The sequence below is a fragment of the Enterobacter wuhouensis genome (assembly GCF_035835995.1).
Lineage (GTDB): Bacteria > Pseudomonadota > Gammaproteobacteria > Enterobacterales > Enterobacteriaceae > Enterobacter > Enterobacter wuhouensis.
In genome coordinates, this window is the sequence record NZ_CP142124.1 from 4,122,738 (window position 1) to 4,145,083 (window position 22,346).

The 22,346-nt window shown below is 55.7% G+C and carries 22 protein-coding genes and 1 pseudogene; 11 read left to right on the forward strand and 12 right to left on the reverse strand.

Annotated features, from left to right (window positions below):
- Nucleotides 1-84 precede the first annotated feature (84 nt).
- Nucleotides 85-411 carry a hypothetical protein gene (locus VPX56_RS19605; protein WP_326468444.1) on the forward strand — a complete coding sequence of 109 codons (327 nt, stop codon included), beginning with the start codon at nucleotides 85-87 and terminating at the stop codon, nucleotides 409-411.
- A gap of 760 nt (nucleotides 412-1,171) precedes the next feature.
- Here VPX56_RS19605 and VPX56_RS19610 read toward each other — a convergent pair.
- Both VPX56_RS19610 and VPX56_RS19615 read right to left on the reverse strand, forming a co-directional pair.
- Nucleotides 1,172-1,666, reverse strand: a pseudogene (locus tag VPX56_RS19610) (phage regulatory CII family protein).
- A 30-nt stretch (nucleotides 1,667-1,696) separates the two neighbouring features.
- Nucleotides 1,697-1,918: a regulator gene (locus VPX56_RS19615; protein ID WP_326468446.1), complete on the reverse strand. Its 222-nt coding sequence runs from the start codon at nucleotides 1,916-1,918 to the stop codon at nucleotides 1,697-1,699.
- Between the two features lie 135 nt (nucleotides 1,919-2,053).
- Between VPX56_RS19615 and VPX56_RS19620 the strand changes: the two genes are divergently transcribed.
- The 5 genes from VPX56_RS19620 (at nucleotide 2,054) to VPX56_RS19640 (ending at nucleotide 6,583) form a co-directional block, all read left to right on the forward strand.
- On the forward strand, nucleotides 2,054-2,635 hold the full coding sequence (locus VPX56_RS19620) for a phage repressor protein CI (RefSeq protein ID WP_326472137.1): 582 nt from the start codon (nucleotides 2,054-2,056) through the stop codon (nucleotides 2,633-2,635).
- Between the two features lie 15 nt (nucleotides 2,636-2,650).
- The gene (locus VPX56_RS19625; protein WP_326468448.1) at nucleotides 2,651-3,208 is read left to right on the forward strand and encodes a PH domain-containing protein; all 558 of its coding nucleotides are present in this window, start codon (nucleotides 2,651-2,653) and stop codon (nucleotides 3,206-3,208) included.
- A 3-nt stretch (nucleotides 3,209-3,211) separates the two neighbouring features.
- Nucleotides 3,212-4,234, forward strand: coding sequence for a phage integrase (locus tag VPX56_RS19630; protein ID WP_326468450.1), 1,023 nt, complete (start codon nucleotides 3,212-3,214; stop codon nucleotides 4,232-4,234).
- A gap of 11 nt (nucleotides 4,235-4,245) precedes the next feature.
- Nucleotides 4,246-5,031 (forward strand): hypothetical protein, encoded by a 786-nt coding sequence (locus tag VPX56_RS19635; RefSeq protein WP_326468452.1) that lies wholly within the window; start codon nucleotides 4,246-4,248, stop codon nucleotides 5,029-5,031.
- Between the two features lie 382 nt (nucleotides 5,032-5,413).
- Nucleotides 5,414-6,583, forward strand: coding sequence for a DNA repair protein (locus VPX56_RS19640; RefSeq protein WP_326468454.1), 1,170 nt, complete (start codon nucleotides 5,414-5,416; stop codon nucleotides 6,581-6,583).
- On the opposite strand, the gene VPX56_RS19645 is transcribed toward VPX56_RS19640, so the two are convergent.
- On the reverse strand, nucleotides 6,584-7,348 hold the full coding sequence (locus VPX56_RS19645) for a siderophore-interacting protein (RefSeq protein WP_326468456.1): 765 nt from the start codon (nucleotides 7,346-7,348) through the stop codon (nucleotides 6,584-6,586).
- A gap of 147 nt (nucleotides 7,349-7,495) precedes the next feature.
- On the opposite strand from VPX56_RS19645, the gene VPX56_RS19650 reads away from it, so the two are divergent.
- A complete protein-coding gene (locus tag VPX56_RS19650; protein WP_131633456.1) occupies nucleotides 7,496-7,990 on the forward strand; it encodes a PadR family transcriptional regulator in 495 nt (164 codons plus the stop codon).
- Here the strand turns inward: VPX56_RS19650 and VPX56_RS19655 are convergent.
- Nucleotides 7,987-9,546: a methyl-accepting chemotaxis protein gene (locus VPX56_RS19655; protein ID WP_131633455.1), complete on the reverse strand. Its 1,560-nt coding sequence runs from the start codon at nucleotides 9,544-9,546 to the stop codon at nucleotides 7,987-7,989. The genes VPX56_RS19650 and VPX56_RS19655 overlap by 4 nt on opposite strands.
- 239 nt (nucleotides 9,547-9,785) lie before the next feature.
- Complete coding sequence (locus VPX56_RS19660; RefSeq protein ID WP_326468461.1) at nucleotides 9,786-11,306, reverse strand: methyl-accepting chemotaxis protein; 1,521 nt, start codon at nucleotides 11,304-11,306, stop codon at nucleotides 9,786-9,788.
- Nucleotides 11,307-11,741: 435 nt separating this feature from the next.
- On the opposite strand from VPX56_RS19660, the gene ygjG reads away from it, so the two are divergent.
- The gene (gene ygjG, locus VPX56_RS19665) at nucleotides 11,742-13,121 is read left to right on the forward strand and encodes a putrescine aminotransferase (protein ID WP_326468463.1); all 1,380 of its coding nucleotides are present in this window, start codon (nucleotides 11,742-11,744) and stop codon (nucleotides 13,119-13,121) included.
- Nucleotides 13,122-13,159: 38 nt separating this feature from the next.
- Here ygjG and VPX56_RS19670 read toward each other — a convergent pair whose 3' ends face one another.
- Nucleotides 13,160-13,762 carry a helix-turn-helix domain-containing protein gene (locus tag VPX56_RS19670; protein ID WP_326468465.1) on the reverse strand — a complete coding sequence of 201 codons (603 nt, stop codon included), beginning with the start codon at nucleotides 13,760-13,762 and terminating at the stop codon, nucleotides 13,160-13,162.
- A gap of 42 nt (nucleotides 13,763-13,804) precedes the next feature.
- Here VPX56_RS19670 and VPX56_RS19675 point away from each other — a divergent pair, with 42 nt between their 5' ends.
- Both VPX56_RS19675 and VPX56_RS19680 read left to right on the forward strand, forming a co-directional pair.
- Entirely contained in the window at nucleotides 13,805-14,491 is a 687-nt protein-coding gene (locus tag VPX56_RS19675) for a B3/B4 domain-containing protein (RefSeq protein ID WP_326468467.1), read from the forward strand.
- 12 nt (nucleotides 14,492-14,503) lie between these two features.
- Nucleotides 14,504-15,352, forward strand: a complete 849-nt coding sequence (locus VPX56_RS19680; protein ID WP_326468469.1) for a dihydrodipicolinate synthase family protein — start codon at nucleotides 14,504-14,506, stop codon at nucleotides 15,350-15,352.
- Between the two features lie 96 nt (nucleotides 15,353-15,448).
- Here VPX56_RS19680 and lsrG read toward each other — a convergent pair whose 3' ends face one another.
- Genes lsrG through lsrA form a run of 6 tightly spaced genes read right to left on the reverse strand, consistent with a single transcriptional unit; the run spans nucleotide 15,449 to nucleotide 21,134 of the window.
- Nucleotides 15,449-15,742, reverse strand: a complete 294-nt coding sequence (gene lsrG / locus VPX56_RS19685; protein ID WP_003862606.1) for a (4S)-4-hydroxy-5-phosphonooxypentane-2,3-dione isomerase — start codon at nucleotides 15,740-15,742, stop codon at nucleotides 15,449-15,451.
- Nucleotides 15,739-16,626, reverse strand: coding sequence for a 3-hydroxy-5-phosphonooxypentane-2,4-dione thiolase (gene lsrF / locus VPX56_RS19690; protein ID WP_029741387.1), 888 nt, complete (start codon nucleotides 16,624-16,626; stop codon nucleotides 15,739-15,741). Before lsrF ends, lsrG begins: the two co-directional genes overlap by 4 nt.
- 11 nt (nucleotides 16,627-16,637) lie before the next feature.
- The gene (gene lsrB, locus VPX56_RS19695) at nucleotides 16,638-17,639 is read right to left on the reverse strand and encodes an autoinducer 2 ABC transporter substrate-binding protein LsrB (protein WP_326468472.1); all 1,002 of its coding nucleotides are present in this window, start codon (nucleotides 17,637-17,639) and stop codon (nucleotides 16,638-16,640) included.
- Between the two features lies 1 nt (nucleotide 17,640).
- On the reverse strand, nucleotides 17,641-18,618 hold the full coding sequence (lsrD, locus tag VPX56_RS19700) for an autoinducer 2 ABC transporter permease LsrD (protein WP_257259989.1): 978 nt from the start codon (nucleotides 18,616-18,618) through the stop codon (nucleotides 17,641-17,643).
- Nucleotides 18,619-19,650, reverse strand: coding sequence for an autoinducer 2 ABC transporter permease LsrC (lsrC, locus tag VPX56_RS19705; RefSeq protein ID WP_326468475.1), 1,032 nt, complete (start codon nucleotides 19,648-19,650; stop codon nucleotides 18,619-18,621).
- Nucleotides 19,647-21,134, reverse strand: a complete 1,488-nt coding sequence (gene lsrA, locus VPX56_RS19710) for an autoinducer 2 ABC transporter ATP-binding protein LsrA (RefSeq protein ID WP_326472139.1) — start codon at nucleotides 21,132-21,134, stop codon at nucleotides 19,647-19,649. Before lsrA ends, lsrC begins: the two co-directional genes overlap by 4 nt.
- A gap of 215 nt (nucleotides 21,135-21,349) precedes the next feature.
- On the opposite strand from lsrA, the gene lsrR reads away from it, so the two are divergent.
- On the forward strand, nucleotides 21,350-22,318 hold the full coding sequence (gene lsrR / locus VPX56_RS19715) for a transcriptional regulator LsrR (protein WP_010435856.1): 969 nt from the start codon (nucleotides 21,350-21,352) through the stop codon (nucleotides 22,316-22,318).
- Nucleotides 22,319-22,346: the final 28 nt, after the last annotated feature.

The window sequence follows — 22,346 nt, forward strand, 5'->3', positions numbered from 1 at the left end:
AGTGATACATGGTTAATTTATGACCGTTATACACTCCTGGATCTAACGAGCTTCATGCAGTAACCACTACTGCAAGGGGTATGATTGAAACGGATCTTCATCACTGCTTCGGTTCTGTTTGCCCCTCTCAATAATGCTTATGCTGGCTGTTCCTATGGCTGTAGAAATCTAACGAATGAAAAAGCGCTGCTGAATTCGGGCCTTCTGCTTTTGCCTTTCGCTGGGCTGGGAGTTTGGGGCAGCATTGATAGCCTCAAAAAAAATAAACTGTCCTCCTTACTTTTCTGTGTTTTGCTGTCCGTAGTGAATTTTTCTGGACTGATCGCCATGTACTTCATCGGCGGTTATGGTTTTCTTGGCGCGATCGTCGGCACAGGCTTACTGATGTTCCTCAGTCCGAAAGGTGCTTAAAACACCATCCCACCAGCACGTCAGTTACCTGCTTTATTCGTTACCCTAATTTTTTATTTTCGCGGGTGTAAAAATTCGATGAAGCGGGCCGTATGGCGATCCATAGCCTGCAGTGATTGCAATCCCCCCCGGCCACCGGCGCTGGTGGTTCCCGGCTAACCTGCCAGCCCAGACACAATAAAAACGTATATATAGACACAGAAAAAACGTTGGTTCAGTTGGTTCACGGCTCTTTAAGTCGCACCAGCACTGGATTTATGCGAACCAACATTCAGCAAAAGGAGGTTAGTTCAGCCCCATAAATGTTGGTTCACAGATTCCAACGAAGAACAATGCAAAATGAACATGTGCATATTTTGTTCAATTTAATTTTTCCGCATTTTCACTGCGGAATCATTCTGCGAAAAAAACACCTCTCAGGCCGCATATCACCTGCGTTTCAGTGCGGAATTAAAAAGTGGTCAAAAGTGCGGAATTATACTTTTTGGGGCAATACTGCGTTTTATACTCCGCGCCCCGCATGGAAAGCGGCAATAGCCGATCACGCTAAGTTTTCGGATATAAACCGGTAAGCCTCATGGTGGTAGTTTCCGGCAGCGTGTGTCCAAAAACCTTATCATTTCTTAACAGCTCATGGGGTAAGGCACATCCGCGAATTTTCCGGCCCTCTCCTGCCAGACATACCGCTAGATATACCGCTAGATATACCGTCGACATAGGCTCTGAGACGGTCGATACATCGTGACGATTCCCGAAATCATTAAACCAAAAATTGCGAATTCGGAGTTTTCTTGGAAGATTTTTTTGCTAATTCGCAGATCGTATAGTGCTTTAATTTAAGCTCTGTGATTTGCTGGCAGGTACCGGCATTAATGCTCTCAATCATTGAGATCTTACGAGCTGGGGTCAGGCGTTCTGTTGAAACTACGCCGCTTGCCAGTTCGCCGAGTTCACTCATGGCGCGCATGACGTAGGACTGCAATTTGTCTTTCGTCATTTCGTTGACCGGTACGCAAGGCAGACAATGGATCTGAGCCAGAAAGCCATCGACGAGAGTCGAGTCTTCAGTCAGGTCAGTCAGCATCTATAACTCTGGCGGAGTGAACTGGTGAGGCTGCTCCGGGTTCAACTTGTTACGTAGCGTTTGAACATTCATCCCCGCGCGCTCTGACAGCTTCGCCATGTTGTGACGCTGCGCGAAAGTTCGACACGCTTCGTCATAGTGGGGATGTTTGGAAACCTGAAAATCAAACATGATTTGCCTTTAACTAATCGATAGGATTCTTTACGCATTAAGCGAAATATCACATTCGCTTAATGCCTGAATGGTAAGAGCGGCCATGTTGATCTCAACCAACCCTTTCTTTTGCTTTCCTTTCGGTTTAATTGGCAATTTTCCGTATTCAATCAGGTTTCTAGCGGTTTCTTTGTTGGTGCCAGTGCGGCGGCAATACTCATCTAATGGCAGGTATGGCTCTTGGATAATGATTGTAATGTTGGGGCGCATAGTGCAAACTCCGTCAGTTAGCCTGTACGGCAATACAGGGTTATATAAGGCAACATTCAAACTACGGAGCCAGGCTAATTCGAATTACGATAACTAAAAATTTTAAGTTCTCGATTTTGAAAGTGTCGATTCTTTATTAGCAAATTCAAAATTGACCTTGATGTTGATAGCACCCTTATCCTGGATAGGGTGATTGTGGCTTACGGCTTTACGCAGAAGTTACAGCTCGCGGAACATCTGGACATGGCAGCAAGCTCTCTCTCCTCGCGCTATAAGCGTGGAATTTTTCCTGCTGATATCGTCGTGAGATGTGCTGCTGAAACAGGTGCAAATTTAGAGTGGCTTGCGACTGGTCGGGGCCCTAAGTTTGACGACGATGAATTAGATATCCTCAAGGTCCCACGCCGAAAGATTGTTGATGGTCAACTCTATGAAGCTGGCATGCTAATGCTGGACAAAGTGGCATTCTTGCCGGGTAAGCCACTGCCACAGAAACCAATGTGCATCATTGATGGTTTCATGCAGTACATCGTTGATCAGTCTTTCTCCGAAGTTTATGACGATGACTGGTTGGTCGAAGTGGAAGGAAAAACGAGTATTCGCACCCTCACCCGCATCCCAGTTGGTAAGGTACGTATTAGCGGTGTAGGTATGGCATTTGATTGCGCCATCGATGACATCAAAATTATTGGCAGGGTTGTGCTAACTGTAAAATAAGATAGGGACTTCATAATGATTGACTATAAAACAGCTTCAAAAGATCAGCTAAAACAAGAATTCACACGCCTTGCAAAGGTCGTATCTGATTCAACGTTTGGCACAAAAAAAGAATTTTTCCACTTACCCAATATCCTCAATTCAGGTGAGCAACCGCTGGCAGTTGCAAGCGGGGCGATGGACGGAAATACCTGGCTAATAACGCTCACAAACCAGCGAATTATCTTCCTGGATAAGGGCATGGTTTTTGGCGTGAAACAGGTCGATGTTAACCTTAAAAACATTGTAAGTGTTGGTGGGAAAACTGGGCTGATTCTTGGTGAGATTATGATCTCCACAAGCGGTCAGACATACACCATCAAAAATGTCATGAAGACATCGGTTATTCCTTTCACAAACCTGATCAATTCGACCCGCAACGCTCAGAACGAAGCTCCGCAACAAGTTGAGCAAGCTAAACCACAGGCAGATGATTTTATCTCTCAAATGGAGCGTTTAGCCGCACTCAAAGAAAAAGGAATTCTGAGTGACGAAGAGTTCCAACAGCAAAAACAACGAATTCTAAACGGTTAAGTTATGCCTGTAAGAAAACTAGCTGATGGCCAATGGATTGCAGATTTCTATACTGTAGACCGTACCAATGGCAAAGATGGCAAGCGCATCCGCAAGAAGTTCTCCACCAAAGGCGAAGCGCTTGCTTTCGAAAATTATACACTGCAAAAAATTGATGATTCCCCTTGGCTTGGGGAACGCAAAGACAGCCGCCGCTTGTCTGATTTAGTGCATCTCTGGTTTGATCGTCATGGCATCACTTTGAATGATGGTGAGAAGCGCAAAAGCTCTATGCTGTGGGCTGCGGAGTGTATGGGATCGCCATTAGCTACAGAGTTTAATGCACAACTATTCACTGCGTATCGGGCCAAAAGACTTGAAGGTGAATTTGCCAGGACGAAACGAGTATCCAAAATTTCCCCTCGAACAATGAATCTTGAACATGCTTATTTTCTTGCTGTATTCAATGAGCTGAAAAAATTGGGAGAATGGAAAGCTCCAAATCCTTTAGAAAACGTAAGACAGTTTAGAATCGATGAAAGTGAAATGTCTTATCTAACGGATGAACAGATCAAAACTGTTTTACTTGAATGCCGAAACAGCAACGCTAAAGATCTCGAAATTATAGTGAGAATTTGTTTAGCTACCGGCGCAAGATGGAGTGAAGGAGAAAAATTAAAGCGTTCACAGATTGCGGCAGGAAAGATAACTTGTATAAAAACAAAAGGGAAACGTAATCGTTCATTTCCCATATCGAACGAATTGCTCGAGGAATTACCAAAGAAAAATGGAAGCCTTTTTACCCCATGTTATTACGCATTTAGAAATGCTCTTGAGCGTGCAGGAATTGAACTTCTAGCAGGACAATTAACTCACGTTTTAAGACATAATTTTGCAAGTCATTTTATGATGAATGGTGGTAACATTCTTGTGTTAAAAAAAATACTCGGACATTCTGAAATAAAGATGACAATGCGATATGCACACTTCTCACCTAGCCATTTACAAGACGCACTAAAATTCAACCCTCTAAATAAAGCAATTTAAAGGTATAAGTAATGACTACTAAGCCAACATGCTATTATTGCAATGAACCAGCAACGACAAGCGAACATATCCCTCCTCGAGGTCTTTTCCCTGACTCAGAGAAATACACTTACAACCTTTTAAGCGTACCATCATGCAATAAACATAATAATAAGAAATCAGATTTAGATAGCAGAATGCGCCTGTTTTTAGTAGGGGTAAGCAAGAAGATACATCAAGATAAAGATTTTAAAAAATTGGTGCATAAAGTTATCCGTGGAACATTGAGGGACGTGAAGACATTTAATAACTTTGCTAAAGACACCAGAATTGTTAGAAACAAAAATAAAGAACTCACCTTCCTCAATCCTAACTTTGAAAACTCTGAAGTTAATATAGTGTATGGAGATCACAAATTTTATCAAGAATGCATTTTGAAAGGGATTTATCATAAAACATATGGTGATACATGGAGTAAACAACTGTTCATTATACCTATGAGTCTTGTTGGTTTTGATGAAGATTTTGATATATTTGACTTTGCATTTGGCATACAAGAATTTAAAGATTTAACAGAAAAAAACTTGAATATGCACAGTAAGCACAAGGTATTTCAATACCATACTGAAGAAGTTGGAGAGTTAATTATAATTAGTGTGTGCCTATACATGGAGTACTATTTCTATGGCATATTTTGTGATGCTTCTATGCTAGAAAATATCAAGAATAAGTTTACACCTGATTCCCCCGTTACATCCTTCAATAATGCAGTGTATGTTTATCACGAACCTAAAAATGTCGCGAAAGTGTCGCAGTAAGTCAGATTTATTAACATATACTGCCTATTATTACCAAGATAATGCATTGATAAATATGTAAATACTTAATTTTTGGTTGGTTGTCATAGTTCTCATAATCTCTTGGTCGTTGGTTCAAACCCAACAGGGGCCACCAGATACAGCAAGGGCTGGCGAGAAATCGTCGGCCCTTTTGTTTTTCTTGGGGATACTCCACAGAGAAAGAGGAGTTGCTGTGCTCTCCCATCCAGAAGGATCGCAAAATACCTACCACTCCTTCACAAACCCTAAAAACTAAAGAAATCCCCCATCGCGCCGATCATCATCCGTGTGTATTATTTCCTGTAGCTTTTACAACAACTAACCTTAACTCAAATACTTAAGCGCCAGAGCAAAAGGCATCATGAGCACACCGATCAAACGGCTAGAAATCATTAAAAATGCCATCGAACTGGAAGATGACGACATCATCCAGAGCCAGCTGACGCGGCTGAAAAATGAAGCGTTTGACGATGAGCTACAGGCAATCGTCGTGGCGCTTGAGCAGAAGAACTATACCGCGGCCATCCGGGCCATCACCGCCTGGCTGCAGGGTCAGCGCGCCGTTACCCCGTGGCGCGACCCGCAGGTGGCCGCCAGCAAGATGGAGCTGAAAGCGCTGGAGGAGCGTCTGCGCGATCTGATCGATCGTCGTAACGCCCGCGTCCAACAGCTTGACGAGTTCAACGACCTCTATTTCTCCCGCCTCGGGCCGCTGATGCAGCAGATCCTCGCTCTGCGCAAAACGCTGGCGGAGCTAAACCTGCGTCGTCAGCAGGCGGAGGCGCGTCGTCGGGAAGAGGATTACCGTCGCTGTCAGCGCTATATGGCGCAGGCGGTGGAGGTGCTGGCAACGCTCACCCAGCGCTGGCGCGACCTGCCTGCCGATTCCATTCAGGCTGCAGAGGCGCGCAAGCATCTGCAGCAGCAGAGCAACCTCATCGCCAATCTGCTGGCCGAAGCGCTGGAGCTGGAGAGCGGCTTAACGCGTGAAGAAGAGCCGGCACGTCAGGCGCGCGACGAGGCCAACGACGAGTACGAGAAGTATCGCGAACAGCATCACGATGCCGAAGTGCGTCTGCGTAAAGGGAAAGATCTCTCGGAAGAGGATCGGAACGAGCTGAAACGCCTTTGGCGTCAAGCGAGCAAGCTGTGCCATCCGGATCTGGTTGCGGACGATCTGAAAGAGGAAGCCAATACCATGATGGTGCAGCTCAACCAGGCCAGGCAGCGCGGGGATGTGAAAGCAATCCGTTCACTGGTGGCGCGCCTGCAGCAGGGCTTTGAGCCGCTGATGGCGAGCGACAGGCTGAACGATCTGGAGCGAATCCGCAAAAAAATGGCGCAGGTTCGCGAGCAAATCGACACCCTGGTGAACGAGCTGGCGGAGCTGGAGAAAGAAGAGTCCTGGCTGCTGGTCTCCTCGCTGAACAATATGGAAGCCTACTTTGCCCAGCAGGAGAAGGCGCTGAACGAGGTCCGCGCCTCGCTCGAACATCAGGTGAGCGAAGCGCAGCTGGAGTCCGCCGCCTGATTATTTGGCGTGCCAGTATGCGCTGGCACGCACCAGCTGTTGATCGATCGCCTCGGTTTCAAACTGACGGCTCAGGTTTTTCACAACCTTCCCTTCCCCGGTCAGCCAGATAAAGTAATCCGCCTCCGGCACGACCAGCGTCGCCAGATGGTCCGCTACCGCCTGTTCGCTATGGCCCACAACCCAGGTGATGTTAAATTCGCTCAGGTGCGCCAGATAGTCCTTATAAGACGCATCGCTGACGGTCACCACCGCATGAACGTCCGGGCGCACCGGCAGTTTTGCTATGCCTTCTAAACGGCGGCGCAGCGCGGGCATGCCGGACTCATCGCAAACGTAGAGCTGCCAGGCGTAATCTTCCGGCACCACCAGCGATCCGCGCGGGCCGCCAATAGTGAGCTTGTCGCCGGGCTTCGCCGCAAGCGCCCAGCTGCTGGCAATGCCGCCGTCATGCACATAGAAATCCAGCACCAGTTCATGCTTCACCTCATCGTACAGCGGCGTATAGTCACGCGCCTGCGGACGCACGCCTTCGCCCCAGTCGATGCCGTCCTCGGTCACCACCGGCGGCACAAAGGTCGTGCCCGGGGCCGGGAAAAAGACCTTAGTGTGATCGTCAAAGCCGCGGGAGCTAAACCCTTCCAGCGCCTCGCCGCCGAGAACGATGCGCTGGAAGCCCGCGCTGACGCGCTCAACGCGGAGCACGTTCAGCTCGCGAAAGCGCAGGTCGTTGCGGACACGTTGAGGGTAACGGGTTGATGTCATGTTTATGCCCTTCTCAGGTGAATACGATATATCGAAATTGATTTTTTAATGATAATGATTGCTATTAACCAGGAATGCAAGATCTTTTAGATTGCATCTGAATATATCTAAGATATAGTTTAGATATATCAAATTATGAGGTTCACCATGCGACACGAACACGACGGCGGTGGACGCCGACCACGATTTTTTGGCCACGGCGACCTGCGGCTGGTGATCCTGGATATCCTGACGCGCAATGCCAGCCACGGATATGAGCTGATCAAAGAGATTGAGAACCTGACGCAGGGGAACTACACCCCAAGCCCGGGCGTGATCTACCCAACTCTGGATTATCTGCAGGATCAGACGTTTATCACCATTACGGACGAAGAGAACGGGCGTAAGAGAATTGCGATAACCGCTGAAGGGCAGCGCTGGCTGGATGAAAACCAGGAACAGCTTGAGCAGATTCAGGAACGTATCAAAGCGCGTTCCGTGGGGTTCCAGCTACGCAAAAACCCGCAGATGAAGCGGGCGCTGGATAACTTCAAGGCGGTGCTGGATTTGAAGGTGAATCAGGGAGAGCTCAGCGACGCGCAGCTAAAGCAGATTATCGGCGTAATCGACCGCGCGGCGCTGGAGATCTCCCAGCTGGATTAAGCCAGCGCGTGCTCGCTCACGCGGAAGACGCGTACCAGCGCCTTCAGGTGCATTGCCTGCTCGTTTAGCGAGGCCGCCGCCGCAACGGACTCCTCCACCAGCGCGGAGTTCTGCTGGGTGGTAGCGTCAATCAGGCCAATCGCGCTGTTAATCTGCGAGATCCCTTCCGTCTGCTCGTGGCTCGCCTGGCGGATTTCGCGCAGAATCATATCCATCTCCTCCACGTTGCCAACCATCCCGTTGATCAGCCCGCTGGCTTTCTCAACCAGGTTCATCCCGTCCTGGGTCTGACTGGTGGAGCTTTCAATCAGCTGGCGGATTTCACTCGCGGACGATGCGCTTTTCTGCGCCAGCTGGCGCACTTCGCCCGCCACCACCGCAAAGCCGCGACCGTGCTCGCCCGCACGCGCCGCCTCGACCGCCGCGTTGAGCGCCAGAATGTTGGTCTGGAAGGCGATGGCGTCGATCAGGTCGATAATGTCGGACATCCGGTTCGACGTATCGTTAATCAGGCGCATTTTGCTGGTCACCTGCTTCATCATCTCGCCGTTGTTTTTGACCACCGTGGCGGCATCGGCAGAGAGGTTGGTCGCTTCACCCGTGTGCGACGCGGTGTTTTTCACCGTCGCGGTGATCTGCTCCATCGAGGCTGCGGTCTGTTCAACGGAGCTGGCCTGCTCTTCCGTGCGCGCGGCCAGATCCTGATTACCCGCGACAATCTGCGCGGCGGCGCTGGAGATGTTCTCGGAGCCGGTCTGCACCTGCTGCACGATGTCCAGCAGACGGGTTTTCATCTCCATCAGCGCGGCGAGCAGCAGGCCGGTTTCATCTTTACCATGGGAGCGAATGCTGCCGGTCAAATCGCCTTCGGCAATGGCTTCCGCAAAGCTCACCGCCTGGCCCAGCGGACGGGTGATGGAGCGCACGATAAACCAGCCGATCAGGCTGCCCACCGCCACGCTGAAGAGGGTGATCAGGATCAGCAGCAGGCGATTAGTACGGAAGTCGCCGTCCACCTGCGCGCCTGCGCTCTGCATCTCGCTGTTTTGAATGGCAATCAGCGCCTGCACTTTCGCTTTGTAAGCCTGCTGCACGGCAATCGTGTTGGTCATCATCTCCTGGATGGCTCCCGCACGATCGTTATTCTGCACCGCCTGTAAAATACGGTAGCGCGAGTCCAGGTACTGCTGGCGCACGTCGCGGATATCCGCCAGCACCTGCTGTGATTTTGCATCATGCAGCGCGTTGTTCAGCTCCCCCAGGATCACCGTAATGCGCTCGCTGATCTCTTTTAAGCGCTGCTGGGATTGCGCCGTGTACGTGCCCTGTTCGTCAAGCAGCATAAGCTGCTGGGTGCTAATAAATTCCTGGAAGTTGTCGATTAGCTGGTTGGCTTTTACCGTAGTCGGGTAGTCGCTGCTAATGATGGTTTGCATCCCGTTGTTTGCCCGGTTCAGGCTCAAAAGGGATAAGCTCGCGCTGACGATCATCAGGACAATAAAAAACCCAAACGCCAGAAATAATTTCGTGCCGATCTTTACGTCATGTAAGAACATATTTACTCCATCGATGTGATTATTTCTCAGACGATCGCTGTTATCGGTAATAAAAACGCTAACTTTATGACTTTGATCGTTTTTTTCTTTACCACCATTGATGAACGGGTCAGGAGTGAATAAAAAATCCGGCATTTTTTAGTTATTTAATATTTATTTAACATGCTGACTTATTCAGAAAAACAAAAAGCCGTTTACTCCCGAAGGGAATAAACGGCTTTAGCGAAACCTGAAAAGACTTAATGGAGCACGGTTACCGCATCTTCAAGACGTCCGGCGCGGTGCTTCACCATGGCAGAGATCTGCGCGCTCTCTTCTACCAGATCCGCATTTTTCTGCGTAATGCCGTCCAGTTCCGCCACGGCGCGGGTTAATTCGGACAGCCCGGTCGCCTGCTCAGACGTGGCGTTGCTAATCTGCGCAATCAGCTGCGTGACGTTTTTCACCTGCTCAACGATGTCGTCCATGGTGCGGCCCGCCGCATGAACCTGATCGGAGCCGGACTGCACCTTGCTGGCGCTGGCATCGATCAGCTTACGAATGTCGTTAGCCGCGTTGGCGCTTCGGCTGGCGAGGTGGCGCACTTCGCCTGCGACCACCGCAAAGCCCTTGCCCTGCTCACCCGCCCTTGCCGCTTCGACCGCGGCGTTCAGCGCCAGGATGTTGGTCTGGAAGGCGATGTCGTTAATCAGCGAGGTAATCGAGCCAATCCGCTGGGTGCTGTCGGCAATGTCGTCCATGGTTTTCACCACCGTCTGCATCGCGTTCCCGCCCTTCGTTGCCGCGCTGCTGGCCGCGACGGAGAGCTTGTCCACCTCGGCGGCGGTTTCCGAATTGCTCTGTACCGACGCCGCCATCTGGTTCATCGTCGCCACGGTTTGCTGCACGTTGGTGACGGTCTGACGCGTGCGGTCGTTGAGATCTTCGTTGCCCTGCGCCAGCCTGTCGCTGCCGTCGCGCACGCTCACCACCTGGCTTGAGACGTCATTGATAAGCCAGCGACACATCAGCCCCAGCTGCCCGACGGCGCGCAGCGTCAGGCCCAGCTCGTCGCTGCGGTTCAGATGCTGCACGCTGTTGCGCTCGCCGGTCGCCACCCTGAGCGCCTGACGGGCCACGTTTTCCACCGGGCGGACAATCTGCTGTTCAAACAGCGCCATGCCCAGCAGCATGACAACGGCGGCGGCCGCATAGGAAGCCCAGGCCGCAGAGGTTGCCGCCAGCGTGGCTGCCAGCGCCACGAACATCACCGCCATGACACCGCGCACCCGCCAGCGCAGCGGCATCCCAGCCAGCCTGCCGAGCCAGCCTTTACGCACCACTAGCCCTTTATGGATGCGTTTATTGCAACGCCCTTCATTCAGGGCTTTATACAAAGGCTCCACGGCTGCAATTTCGTCTGCCGTCGCTTTCGCGCGAATCGACATATAGCCCGTCACCTTTCCGTGGCGCACCATCGGTACGGCGTTGGCGCGAACCCAATAGTGATCGCCATTTTTACGGCGGTTTTTGACAATCCCGCTCCAGGGTTCTCCCTGCTGCAGCGTGTACCACATGTCAGCGAAGGCCGCTTTCGGCATATCGGGATGACGTACCAGATTGTGCGGCTGACCAAGCAGTTCTTGCAGGGAGTAGCCGCTCACCTGCACAAAGGTATCGTTGGTGTGGGTCATGTAGCTGTCGAGATCGGTGGTCGACATTAGGGTTGTGTCATCGCCCAGAAGATATTCATTCTGGGTGACGTAGGATGGAGAGGACATGGCGGGCATTCCTTGCAGGTTATTCGAATGTTAATTTTGTGGTTTATTGTTTTTTCGGCGATAACCAATTTATCTTTAGTTGTTAAATTCGATCGAGATCGCAAATTTTAGTTAAACCGCACTTTTTGTGCGTTTTTATAATTAATTGATTTAAAATACTTTCGAGAAGAAATTACCTACAAAGCGTTACCTGTTAATGCCCGCTAAAAAAGCATGTAACGCACCACGCTGGTGCAATTGACGAAAGCTGGCATCATCTTCCCGGCCTCTGCGCTGCTCGTTCATCCCGTTTGGCTTGTCCCGGCATGATTAAATATTGTGCAACATAATGTTAACCTGGCGTTTATCCCGATTTTCGTTAAGTCATCTGAAGTGGCGTAATCCCTGCAATACTTAACTCAGTATCATGTGATACGCGATCCCCGGGAGCACATTTTGAACAGGTTACCTTCCAGCGCCTCGGCTCTTGCCTGTACCGCGCACGCACTGAATCTCATTGAGAAGCGAACGCTCGATCATGAGGAGATGAAACAACTTAACCGAGAGGTCATCGACTACTTTAAAGAGCATGTGAACCCTGGTTTTCTGGAGTATCGCAAATCTGTTACCGCCGGCGGGGATTACGGAGCCGTAGAGTGGCAAGCGGGAAGTCTGAACACGCTTGTCGACACCCAGGGACAGGAGTTTATCGATTGCCTGGGTGGTTTTGGTATTTTCAACGTGGGGCACCGTAATCCAGTCGTGGTTTCCGCCGTACAGAATCAACTTGCGAAACAACCTCTCCATAGCCAGGAGCTGCTCGACCCGCTTCGCGCCATGCTCGCGAAAACGCTGGCGGCCTTAACGCCCGGCAAACTAAAGTACAGCTTCTTTAGCAACAGCGGCACGGAATCGGTCGAGGCGGCGCTTAAGCTCGCCAAGGCGTACCAGTCGCCGCGCGGGAAGTTCACCTTTGTCGCCACCAGCGGCGCGTTCCACGGCAAGTCCCTGGGCGCACTGTCGGCGACCGCTAAATCCACCTTCCGCAAACCCTTTATGCCGCTGCTGCCGGGCTTCCGCCACGTGCCGTTTGGCGACATCAACGCCATGCGCACCCTGCTGAGCGAATGCCGTAAAACCGGCGACGACGTGGCGGCGGTGATCCTGGAGCCGATTCAGGGCGAAGGCGGCGTGATCCTGCCTCCGCAAGGCTATCTGCCCGCCGTGCGTCAGCTGTGCGATGAGTTTGGCGCCTTGCTGATCTTCGACGAAGTGCAGACAGGGATGGGGCGCACCGGCAAGATGTTTGCCTGCGAGCACGAGAACGTTCAGCCGGACATCCTGTGCCTGGCGAAAGCGCTCGGCGGCGGCGTGATGCCGATTGGCGCGACGGTGGCCACCGAGGAGGTCTTCTCGGTGCTGTTCGACAACCCGTTCCTGCATACAACCACCTTTGGCGGCAACCCGCTGGCCTGTGCGGCGGCGCTGGCCACCATCAACGTGCTGCTGGAGCAAAACCTGCCCGCGCAGGCGGAGCAGAAAGGCGACATGCTGCTGGACGGCTTCCGCCAGCTGGGCCGGGAGTATCCGGACCTGGTGCAGGACGCGCGCGGGAAAGGAATGCTGATGGCAATTGAGTTTGTTGATAACGAAACCGGCTATAGCTTCGCGAGCGAGATGTTCCGCCAGCGTGTGCTGGTCGCCGGAACGCTCAACAACTCGAAAACCATCCGCATAGAACCGCCGCTGACGCTGACGATTGAGCAGTGTGAGCAGGTGCTGAAAGCGGCGCGTAAAGCGCTGGCAGCGCTGCGGGTGAGCGTGGAAGAAGCGTAAACAACGCCGGGTGGCGCTACGCTTACCCGGCCTACTTTTTATCGGTGAAACTCCGCCACCGTCATGGTGAAGCGAAGCACGGTATCACCTTCATTGGCGTAGCCGTGCTTCGCTTCCGTTTTCGCCACCGCCGACGCGCCAGCGTTAACCTGCGTCACCGTCTCGTCCACCGTCAGCGTCAACACGCCCTCGTTCACGTGCAGCAGCTCAAAGGTTCCCGCCGAATGACCTGGAGAGGTAAAGCGCTCCCCCGGCTGCATCTCCCACTGCCATAATTCAATCATGTCCGGGCCCGCGGTGCCCGCCAGCAGCCTGGCGTACCCGCCCTGCGCCCCCTGCCACAGCACCGGAATAGCCGCTTCTTCGATAACATGCACCAGCGGCTCGCTGGAGACGTTAACGATATCCGCCACGGAGATGCCGAGCGCGGCGGCCAGCTTGCACAAAATGGCGATGCTGGGGTTGGCTGCGCCCTTTTCGATTTCCACCAGCATCCCTTTGCTGACGCTGGCCCGGCGGGACAGCTCGTCCAGCGACAGCTTTTTCTCTTTCCGCCAGTTGCGGATGCGGTTCGCTACGGCCAGGCTTACCTGGGCAACATCGGCACCCGAATCAGTCATTATATTGACTTTATCAGTCATTGGTCACTACCATGGTATAAAACAGTCAATACAGGATTATTTATGTCTCTCGTAACGCCGTCAATAGATTCACGACTGGCCGGGATCGCGCCCGGCTTTCGGGCCTTGAGCATTCTGGTTGAAGCCGCGCCGATTATCCATCCGGAGGTTGCGCCCGCCGCGCTGGCGCAGGCCTGCCAGCAGGTGTTGAATGACGATGTACCCTGGGCTGAAGATCATCTCGCCGCCTGGGATGAGGTGTTTAAAGCCTTTGGCGCAAAACCCAAACGCACGCCCTGCTCGGCCGCAGCCCTGCGCAAGCGGGTGATTAAAGACGGCTCGCTGCCGCCGCTCGACCCGGTAGTGGATATCTATAACGCGGTGAGCATTCGCTATGCCATTCCGGTGGGAGGGGAAAATCTCGCGGCCTATTCCGGTGCACCACGACTGACGCTGGCCGACGGCAGCGAGCCGTTTGATACCCTGAAAGAGGGCCAGCCGGTGGCGGAAAACCCGGATGCTGGCGAGGTTATCTGGCGCGACGATATCGGCGTCACCTGCCGCCGCTGGAACTGGCGACAGGGGGTGCGCACGCGTCTCGATAGCCAGGCGCGATCTATGTGGTTTATTCTCGAAAGCCTTCCGTCGATGCCTTTAGCCGCGCTGGAAGAGGCGGGTGCAGAACTGGTCAATAATCTGCAGCGCATGATGCCCGGCGCCACGGCGCAGGTGCAGCTGCTGGAACTGTAAGAGGACAAAAAAATGTTTCACGGGTTAAGCGCCTTTCCGTTAACGCCCCTGAAAGAGGGGACGTTTGACGAGCGGGCCTTCATCAATCTTCTGCGCCCCGTTGTCGACGCTGGCGTGGATTCACTGGGCATTTTGGGCTCAACGGGAAGTTATGCCTATCTGACCGTTGAAGAGCGCGGCCAGATCGCACGCTGCGCGGTGGCGCATGCTGATGACATTCCGGTCATCGTCAGCATCGGCGCATTACGGCTGGACGATATTCTGCGTCTGGCTGACGACGCGCAATCGGCAGGCGTCTCCGGCGTGCTGCTGGCACCCGTGTCGTACCAGCGATTAACGGAAGACGAAGTGTTTCATCTCTATGAAACGGTGACCCGCCAGATCTCCGTACCGCTGTGCATTTACGATAATCCCGCAACGACCGGTTTTTCGTTTAGCGATGAACTGTTATTTGCCGCCGCGGCCCTGCCGAATATAGGGTCCATAAAGCTTGGCCGCGTGCCGGAGGACCTGTTGCAGGTACGCGCTCGTCTTCCTGAAAACGTCACGCTGGGCATCGCCGGTGACTGGCGAGCGGCCTCCGCCCTGCAGGCCGGGTTTGACGTCTGGTATTCGGTGATGGGAGGATTGTTCCCGCAGGCCGCGCTGGCGATTGCGCGATCGAAGGAGGTGGCGCAGTCCGAGCGGCTTGAGCCGCTGTGGGCGCTGTTCCGCCGTTACGGTAGTTTGAGGGTAATGGCGGCGGCGGCCGAGATGATGGGGAAAGTCGAAGCGCCCGCGCTGCCGTTCCCGCTGCAGGCGATACAGGGTGAACCGCGCAAGGCGCTTGCGGGGATAATGGCGGATCTGGCGCTGGCCTGACAAATGCCGGGTGGCGCTAACGCTTACCCGGCCTACAAAATCAATACAGCCTAGCATTCGTAGGCCCGGTAAGCGCAGCGCCACCGGGCAAATCCGCTACTCCGGCAGCAACCCCACAAAACTGCGTTTCTTGCGCGGCTCTGACATCAATTCCTCAAGCTTATCCACGCACGCCAGATAGTGCGGAGTTTGCTTATGCGCCAGCACCGCCTCTTCGTCCTTATAGGCCTCGTAGATAAAGAACCGAGTTTTCACCCTCGGGTCCTGCAATACGTCAAAGCGCAGGTTTCCCGGCTCCTTGATTGCCCCCTCGTGGTTGGCGCGGAATACCTCCAGAAACTCGTCCACCCGCTCGGGCTTGATGTTGATTTCAACCAGCGTCACGTTCATTTTGCTTCTCCCTGTTTCTCTTCCTGCCAGAACTGGAACGCATCGCGAGCATTCCAGTTCTCGTGAACCACTTTCTTCACCGCCTTCAGCATGGCGAGCGGCGCGCTGGACTGGAATATGTTGCGCCCCATGTCCACGCCGGACGCGCCCTGGTCAATCGCGCGCCAGCACATCTCCAGCGCCTCGTGCTCCGGCAGCTTTTTGCCCCCGGCAATCACAATCGGCACCGGGCAGCTGGCGGTCACTTTTTCAAAGCCCTCGTCCACGTAGTAGGTTTTGACGAACTGCGCCCCCATCTCGGCGGCGATACGGCTGGCGAGCGAGAAATAGCGCGCGTCGCGCGCCATCTCTTTCCCCACGCCCGTCACCGCCAGCGTCGGCATGCCGTAGCGCGCGCCCGCATCTACCAGCTTGATGATGTTGTTGATCGACTGATGCTCGAACTCGCTGCCGATGTACACCTGCGCCGCCACCGCGCAGACGTTCAGGCGCAGCGCGTCCTCCATCGCCACCGCCACGCACTCGTTGGACAGCTCGCCCAGAATTGAGTTACCGCCGGAGGCGCGCAGCACCACCGGTTTGTTCGTCGCGGCTGGCACCTGGCTCCTGAGGATGCCGCGGGTGCACATCAGCACGTCGGTTTCACCAAACAGCGGCGCAATGGAGAGGTCGATACGCTCAAGGCCGGTGGTCGGCCCCTGAAAGTAGCCGTGGTCAAAGGCCAGCATCACCGTGCGGTTGCTCTGCGGGTTGAAGATGCGCGCAAGCCGGGACTGCATGCCCCAGTCCAGCGAGCCGCAGCCCTTCAGGGTGTAAGGCACGTTCTGCTGCGGCGTGCCGATGCCAAAATCCTTGCCGTCTTTGATGTCGTCTAAATCAGCCATTTGCTCCCCCGTCAGAAATCGTATTTGCTGATGTTCTCTTTGGTGAACACCACGCGCTCCGGCAGCAGCACGATGCCGTTGCCCTTCGCCTCATACTGGTAGCCCTGCACGCTGTTCGGCTCGACCTTCAGCGCGCCGATATCTTTTACGTCCACGCTGTCGCCGACGTTAAGATCGCCTTTTTTCAGCAGGCGATCGGCGACATTGACCGCAATTTTGCCCTGCTGCACCACGTCCCACAGGCCAAAGGCTTTCACCGTGCCGCGCTCAACGTACGGGCGCATCACGTTCGGCGTGCTGAAGCCGACAATCGCCACCCCTTCCCGCTTCAGGTTTTCCGCCGCCTGCGCCGCCGCCGGCAGGGCGTTGGCGTCCGGGGCGATAATCGCGTCCAGATCCGGATACGCTTTTAAGATCCCTTCGGCGGTTTGCAGGGATTTGGTGGCATCGTTATAGCCAAACTGGGTCGTCACGACCTGCCACTGCGGATGATCTTTCTCGATTTTGGCCTTCGCCTCTTTCACCCATTGGTTCTGGTCGGTGACGGTGGGGCTGGAGTAGAAGAACGCCACTTTAGCGTTCGGTTTGGTGACCTGCTTGCCCGCCATCTCCACCAGCAGGCCGCCCAGCTGTTCCGGCGTCCCCTGGTTGATGTAGATACTGCGGCACTCCGGTTTGGTGTCGGAATCCCAGGTCAGGACCTTGACGCCGCGCTGCATCGCGCGCTTGAGCGCCGGGCAGAGTCCGTCCGGCGACACGGCCGAGATGATGATGGCGTTATAGCCCTGGTTGACGAAGTTATTGATGAGCTGCACCTGGCCGGAGACGCTCGGCTCGGTTGGGCCGTCGTAGGTGACGTCCACGCCAAGATCTTTCCCCGCCTCTTTCGCGCCGTTGCCGCCGCTGGTGAAGAAGCCCACGCCCACCAGCTTCGGGATAAAGGCAATGCGGTCCGCCGCCTGCGCCGAGGCGAAGCTGAGGGCCATTGCCAGGACGAACAGTTTTGTTTTCATCTTACGCTCCGGATAGTTTTCTAAAGAGAGATCGCACCCACTCGCGGTGCAGACTCAGCGAACGTCCCATCACCACCACAACCAGCAGCGCCCCTGACAGCGCGCTCGACACTTGGTTAGGGATGCCGACCATCTGTAAACCCTGCTGCAGGTAGCCCACCAGCAGCGCCGCCAGCGCCGTACCGACAACCGAACCTGACCCGCCGTAGATATTGGCCCCGCCGAGCACGGCGGCGGTGAGCGCGGGCATTAGCAGATCGCGCCCCAGATCCGAACGCGCGGAGCCGAAATAGGAGACCATCACCAGCGCGGCAATGGCGGAGGCCACGCCCACCAGCCCGTACAGCGCGTAGGGCATGCCGTTCACCGACAGCGCCGCATAGCGCGCCGCACGCGGATTCTGCCCGATTAAAAACAGATGACGGCCAAAGCGCCCGCGGTGGGTAATCAGCCAGAAGAAGACGGTAATCACCGCGAACAGCACCAGCGGAATCGGCAGCCCCAGCACCGTGAGGTTAGCGAACGCCGTGAAGCTGTCCGGGAAGCCGCCGATGCCCTCATAGCCCGTCGCCCCCGCCATGCCGGAGAGCAGCAGCGCCCCGCCGCCGTAGAGGTAGAGGGTGCCGAGGGTGATCACCAGCGGGCTGATGCCGGTGTAGTGGATCAGCGCGGCATTAAATAATCCGCACAGCAGGCCGAGCAGCAGCGTCAATGGAACGGCGACCGCCATCGGCCACCCCGCCTGCATCATCACCCCCAGCGCGATGGCGCACAGGCCGATGGTTGAGCCGAGGGAGATGTCGATCCCGCCGCTGATAATCACCAGCGTGAGCGGCAGCGCCACAATGCCGATGCAGATGAAGTCGCTGGTGCTGAACAGCAGCATGTTGATATCAAGCATGCGCGGGTTGATGGCGCCAAAGAGCAGGATCTCCAGCACCAGTAAAATCAGCAGCGCGCTTTCCCAGTTAAGCCTCATTTACGCCACCTCTTTTTTGCGTTTTGGAAACGGGGTAACGTGCTTTCCCCCTTTGTTACCCGGCTGGAAGCGACCGTATTTCAGCGCCCGCTGATGGCGCGCCAGCGCCTGGCGCAGGCGCCCGTCGAGCACCAGCACACCCAGCAGCACCAGCCCGGCGATAAAGTCGTTCCACCACGCCGGGAGCCTGAACAGCACCAGCACGGTGTCGATTTGCGTCAGGAAGAAGGCACCGAGCAGCGCGCCAACCAGCGTGCCCGTGCCGCCCAGCAGCGAAATCCCCCCGAGCACGCAGGCGGCGATGGCTTTCATCTCCAGCCCGCTGCCGGTCTGGTTCGGCACAAAGCCAATCTGCGCGGCAAAGACGATCCCGGCGCAGGCCGCCAGCATGCCGTTGAGGGTAAAGGCAAGCATGCGGGTGCGGTTCACCGCCACGCCCAGCTGGCGCGCGGCGGCGAGGTTATCCCCCACCGCGTAGAAATCACGCCCGAACGCGGTGCGCGACAGCGTCCACGCGCCGGTGGCCGCGACGATCAACACCAGCATACCAAGCGGAGATATGCCGACGGCGGCAGGCTCAGAGAGGGATTTCAGCCCCGGCGGCAGCCCCTCAATCCACTTTCCCCCCGTCCATAGCAGCATCGCCCCGCGGTACAGCCCCAGCGTGCCGAGGGTGGCGACAATCGCCGGGATGCGCAGCCCCACCACCAGAAACCCGTTGAACGCCCCGGCCAGCGCGCCAGTCGACAGCGCGAAGAGAATGGAAACGGGCAGGCTGTAGCCGCTGTTGAGCGCCACGCCGACGGCGATGGCGGACAGCCCGACGATGGAGCCGACGGACACGTCGATATTGCGGGTCAGCATCACCAGCGCCGCGCCGATGGCCAGCAGGATCAGGATCTGCGAGCTGGCGAAGATCATCCCCAGCGTCTGTAAACTCAGGTAGGACGGATTCAGCGCCACCAGCACGGCGAACAGCGCCAGAATGGCGAGAAACGCGCTCAGCTCGCGGTTTTTGAGTAAGGTCTTCATGATTGCCCTCCGAACGCCAGCGCCATCATCCTGTCGAGGCTGACGGCGTGGCGCGGCAGCTCGCCGCTGAGCACGCCCTGATGCATCACCAGCACCCGGTCCGCGAGGCCCGGGAACTCGTCGAGATCGCTTGAGATCATCAGCACCGCCACGTTCTGCGCCGCCACGCTTTTTATCAGCTGGTAGATGTCGGCGCGCGCCGAGACGTCCACCCCTCGCGTCGGCTCATCGACGATCAGCAGTAAAGGGTTGGCCTCGAGACAGCGCGCCAGCAGCACCTTCTGCTGGTTGCCGCCGGAGAGCGTGCGCACGGTTTGATCCGCATGGTTGAGCTTGATCCCCAGCGCCCGGTGATAGCGCTCCACCACCGCCGACTCCCGCTTGCGCTGCTGCCAAATCGACGGCTCGTTCAGCGCCACCGTGTTCCAGCGGATCGGCGCGTCGAGGAACAGGCCGGACACCTGCCTGTCTTCCGGCAGGTAGACCAGCCCTTTTTCCAGGCGTGAACTTACCGGCTCGCCTGTAATGTCCTGATTCTCAAGCCAGACGCGGCCCCCGCGTACCGGCCGCAGGCCGTAGAGCGTTTCCGCAAACTCGGTGCGTCCGGCTCCCACCAGCCCGGCCAGGCCGACGATCTCCCCGGCGTAGATCTCAAGGCTGAGATCGATAAACCCTTCTCCGGTGAGATCGTCCACCCGCAGCACCGGGAAATCCTGCGCCTGAGTGCGGCGGTTGCCCGGCAGCGCCAGCCACAGCTTTTGCGTATCGCTGAGGGATTTCTCCCGGCTTACCGGCGTCATGGCGGCGATCAGGGCGCTGTCGTCAAACTGCGCGGTTTCGCCGCTCAGCACCACCGCGCCGTCGCGCATCACCGAGACGTGGCTCGAAAGCATGCGAATTTCCGGCAGCTTGTGCGAGATAAAGACAATCCCGACGCCGAGCGCCTGCAGGGCGCGGATCTGGCGGAACAGCCGCTCGGTTTCGCCCGGCGTGAGGGAGGCCGTAGGTTCGTCGAGGATCAGGATCCTGGCATTGCGCATCAGCCCGCGCAGGATCTCCACCATCTGCTGGTCCGCCACTTCCAGCGTGCTGGCGGCGGCATCGAGGTTAAGCTGGCACTGCAGCTGCTGGAGTTTCTCCGCCAGCCGCTTTTCCAGATCGCGCTCGCGCGGCAGGCGGAAAAGGATATTTTCCCGCACCGTCAGGTTGGGGAACAGCAGCGGCTCCTGCGGCACCAGGTAAATGCCTAACCTGTGCGCCTGCACGGGCGTGAGCCGCGCATATGACTGCCCCTCGACAGAAAGTTCACCATCATCCGGCGTTTCCACCCCGGCGATGATCTTCATCAGCGTCGATTTTCCCGCGCCGTTTCCGCCCATCAGGGCGTGCACCTGGCCCGCAAGCAGCGTGAAATCAATGCCTTTCAGAACCGGCACGCCTGAGAACTGCTTGCTGATATTCCGCGCGTCGAGAAGTGGTGTCATCATCGCTCCGCTATTGAACAAATGATTTTTAGATTTAATAATGTTCAAAAGCGTAGACGGTGAACTATATTTACAACCGTGCAGGGATCACAGTTTTATCGATTGAGATACAGATAAACGAGAAACGTTCTAAAAGATCCGTTTTGTCGCGTGGCTCACACTTTCCCTCCGCGCCATCACGAACATATGATCTAAATTTTTATAAGAGTTCAACTATGAGCGATAAACGCACTGCGGAAGAAGGACGGTTTGCCGGGCTGGCACTGGCGGAAGAGGAGCTGGTGGCGCGCGTGGCCTGGTGCTACTACCACGACGGATTAACTCAGAACGACATCGGCGAGCGGCTCGGGCTGCCGCGCCTGAAGATTTCTCGCCTGCTGGAGAAGGGCCGTCAGTCCGGAGTGATCCGCGTGCAGATCAACTCCCGCTACGAGGGCTGCCTGGCGCTGGAGACCGAGCTACAGCAGCGCTTTGGCCTGAAGCTGGTGCGCGTGATGCCCGCGTTAAATACGCCGCCGATGAACGTGCGGCTCGGCATTGGCGCGGCGCAGTCCCTGATGGGCGTGCTGGAGCCCGGCCAGCTGCTGGCGGTGGGGTTTGGTGAAACCACCATGAGTAGCCTGCAGCACCTGAGCGGCTTTATCAGCTCGCAGCAGATCCGCCTGGTGACGCTCTCCGGCGGCGTCGGGCCCTATATGACCGGTATCGGCCAGCTGGACGCGGCCTGCAGCGTTAGCATGATCCCCGCCCCGCTTCGCGTGTCCTCCGCCGAGGTGGCCGGGATCTTAAAACGCGAAACCAGCGTGCGGGACGTGATCCTCGCCGCCACCGCCGCCGACGTGGCGGTGGTCGGCATTGGTTCGGTTAACCAGCGCCGTGACGCCACGATTTTGCGCTCCGGCTATATCAGCGAAGGTGAACAGCTGATGTACGCCCGCAAAGGCGCGGTCGGCGACATTCTCGGCTATTTCCTCAATGCCGAAGGCGAGTGCGTCGAGGAGCTGGAGATCCACAAAGAACTGCTGGGCGTCACGCTCGATGAGCTGGCGCAGCTGCCCACCATCGTTGGCGTGGCCGGAGGGGAAGAGAAAGCCGATGCGATTTATGCCGCACTGAAGGGTCGCCGTATCAATGGCCTGGTGACGGAGGAGACGACAGCCCGCGCGGTGCTGGCCCTGACGTAACGGGGTTGACCTGCGCTAACAACGAGGC

What these genes read in the sequence shown, in the direction of transcription:
- VPX56_RS19615 (WP_326468446.1), bottom strand. Translation starts at nt 1,918, where the DNA reads ATGCGCCCCAACATTACAATCATTATCCAAGAGCCATACCTGCCATTA.
- VPX56_RS19625 (WP_326468448.1), top strand. Translation starts at nt 2,651, where the DNA reads ATGATTGACTATAAAACAGCTTCAAAAGATCAGCTAAAACAAGAATTC.
- VPX56_RS19630 (WP_326468450.1), top strand. Translation starts at nt 3,212, where the DNA reads ATGCCTGTAAGAAAACTAGCTGATGGCCAATGGATTGCAGATTTCTAT.
- VPX56_RS19635 (WP_326468452.1), top strand. Translation starts at nt 4,246, where the DNA reads ATGACTACTAAGCCAACATGCTATTATTGCAATGAACCAGCAACGACA.
- VPX56_RS19640 (WP_326468454.1), top strand. Translation starts at nt 5,414, where the DNA reads ATGAGCACACCGATCAAACGGCTAGAAATCATTAAAAATGCCATCGAA.
- VPX56_RS19645 (WP_326468456.1), bottom strand. Translation starts at nt 7,348, where the DNA reads ATGACATCAACCCGTTACCCTCAACGTGTCCGCAACGACCTGCGCTTT.
- VPX56_RS19650 (WP_131633456.1), top strand. Translation starts at nt 7,496, where the DNA reads ATGCGACACGAACACGACGGCGGTGGACGCCGACCACGATTTTTTGGC.
- VPX56_RS19655 (WP_131633455.1), bottom strand. Translation starts at nt 9,546, where the DNA reads ATGTTCTTACATGACGTAAAGATCGGCACGAAATTATTTCTGGCGTTT.
- VPX56_RS19660 (WP_326468461.1), bottom strand. Translation starts at nt 11,306, where the DNA reads ATGTCCTCTCCATCCTACGTCACCCAGAATGAATATCTTCTGGGCGAT.
- VPX56_RS19670 (WP_326468465.1), bottom strand. Translation starts at nt 13,762, where the DNA reads ATGACTGATAAAGTCAATATAATGACTGATTCGGGTGCCGATGTTGCC.
- VPX56_RS19675 (WP_326468467.1), top strand. Translation starts at nt 13,805, where the DNA reads ATGTCTCTCGTAACGCCGTCAATAGATTCACGACTGGCCGGGATCGCG.
- VPX56_RS19680 (WP_326468469.1), top strand. Translation starts at nt 14,504, where the DNA reads ATGTTTCACGGGTTAAGCGCCTTTCCGTTAACGCCCCTGAAAGAGGGG.
- lsrG (WP_003862606.1), bottom strand. Translation starts at nt 15,742, where the DNA reads ATGAACGTGACGCTGGTTGAAATCAACATCAAGCCCGAGCGGGTGGAC.
- lsrF (WP_029741387.1), bottom strand. Translation starts at nt 16,626, where the DNA reads ATGGCTGATTTAGACGACATCAAAGACGGCAAGGATTTTGGCATCGGC.
- lsrB (WP_326468472.1), bottom strand. Translation starts at nt 17,639, where the DNA reads ATGAAAACAAAACTGTTCGTCCTGGCAATGGCCCTCAGCTTCGCCTCG.
- lsrD (WP_257259989.1), bottom strand. Translation starts at nt 18,618, where the DNA reads ATGAGGCTTAACTGGGAAAGCGCGCTGCTGATTTTACTGGTGCTGGAG.
- lsrC (WP_326468475.1), bottom strand. Translation starts at nt 19,650, where the DNA reads ATGAAGACCTTACTCAAAAACCGCGAGCTGAGCGCGTTTCTCGCCATT.
- lsrA (WP_326472139.1), bottom strand. Translation starts at nt 21,134, where the DNA reads ATGACACCACTTCTCGACGCGCGGAATATCAGCAAGCAGTTCTCAGGC.
- lsrR (WP_010435856.1), top strand. Translation starts at nt 21,350, where the DNA reads ATGAGCGATAAACGCACTGCGGAAGAAGGACGGTTTGCCGGGCTGGCA.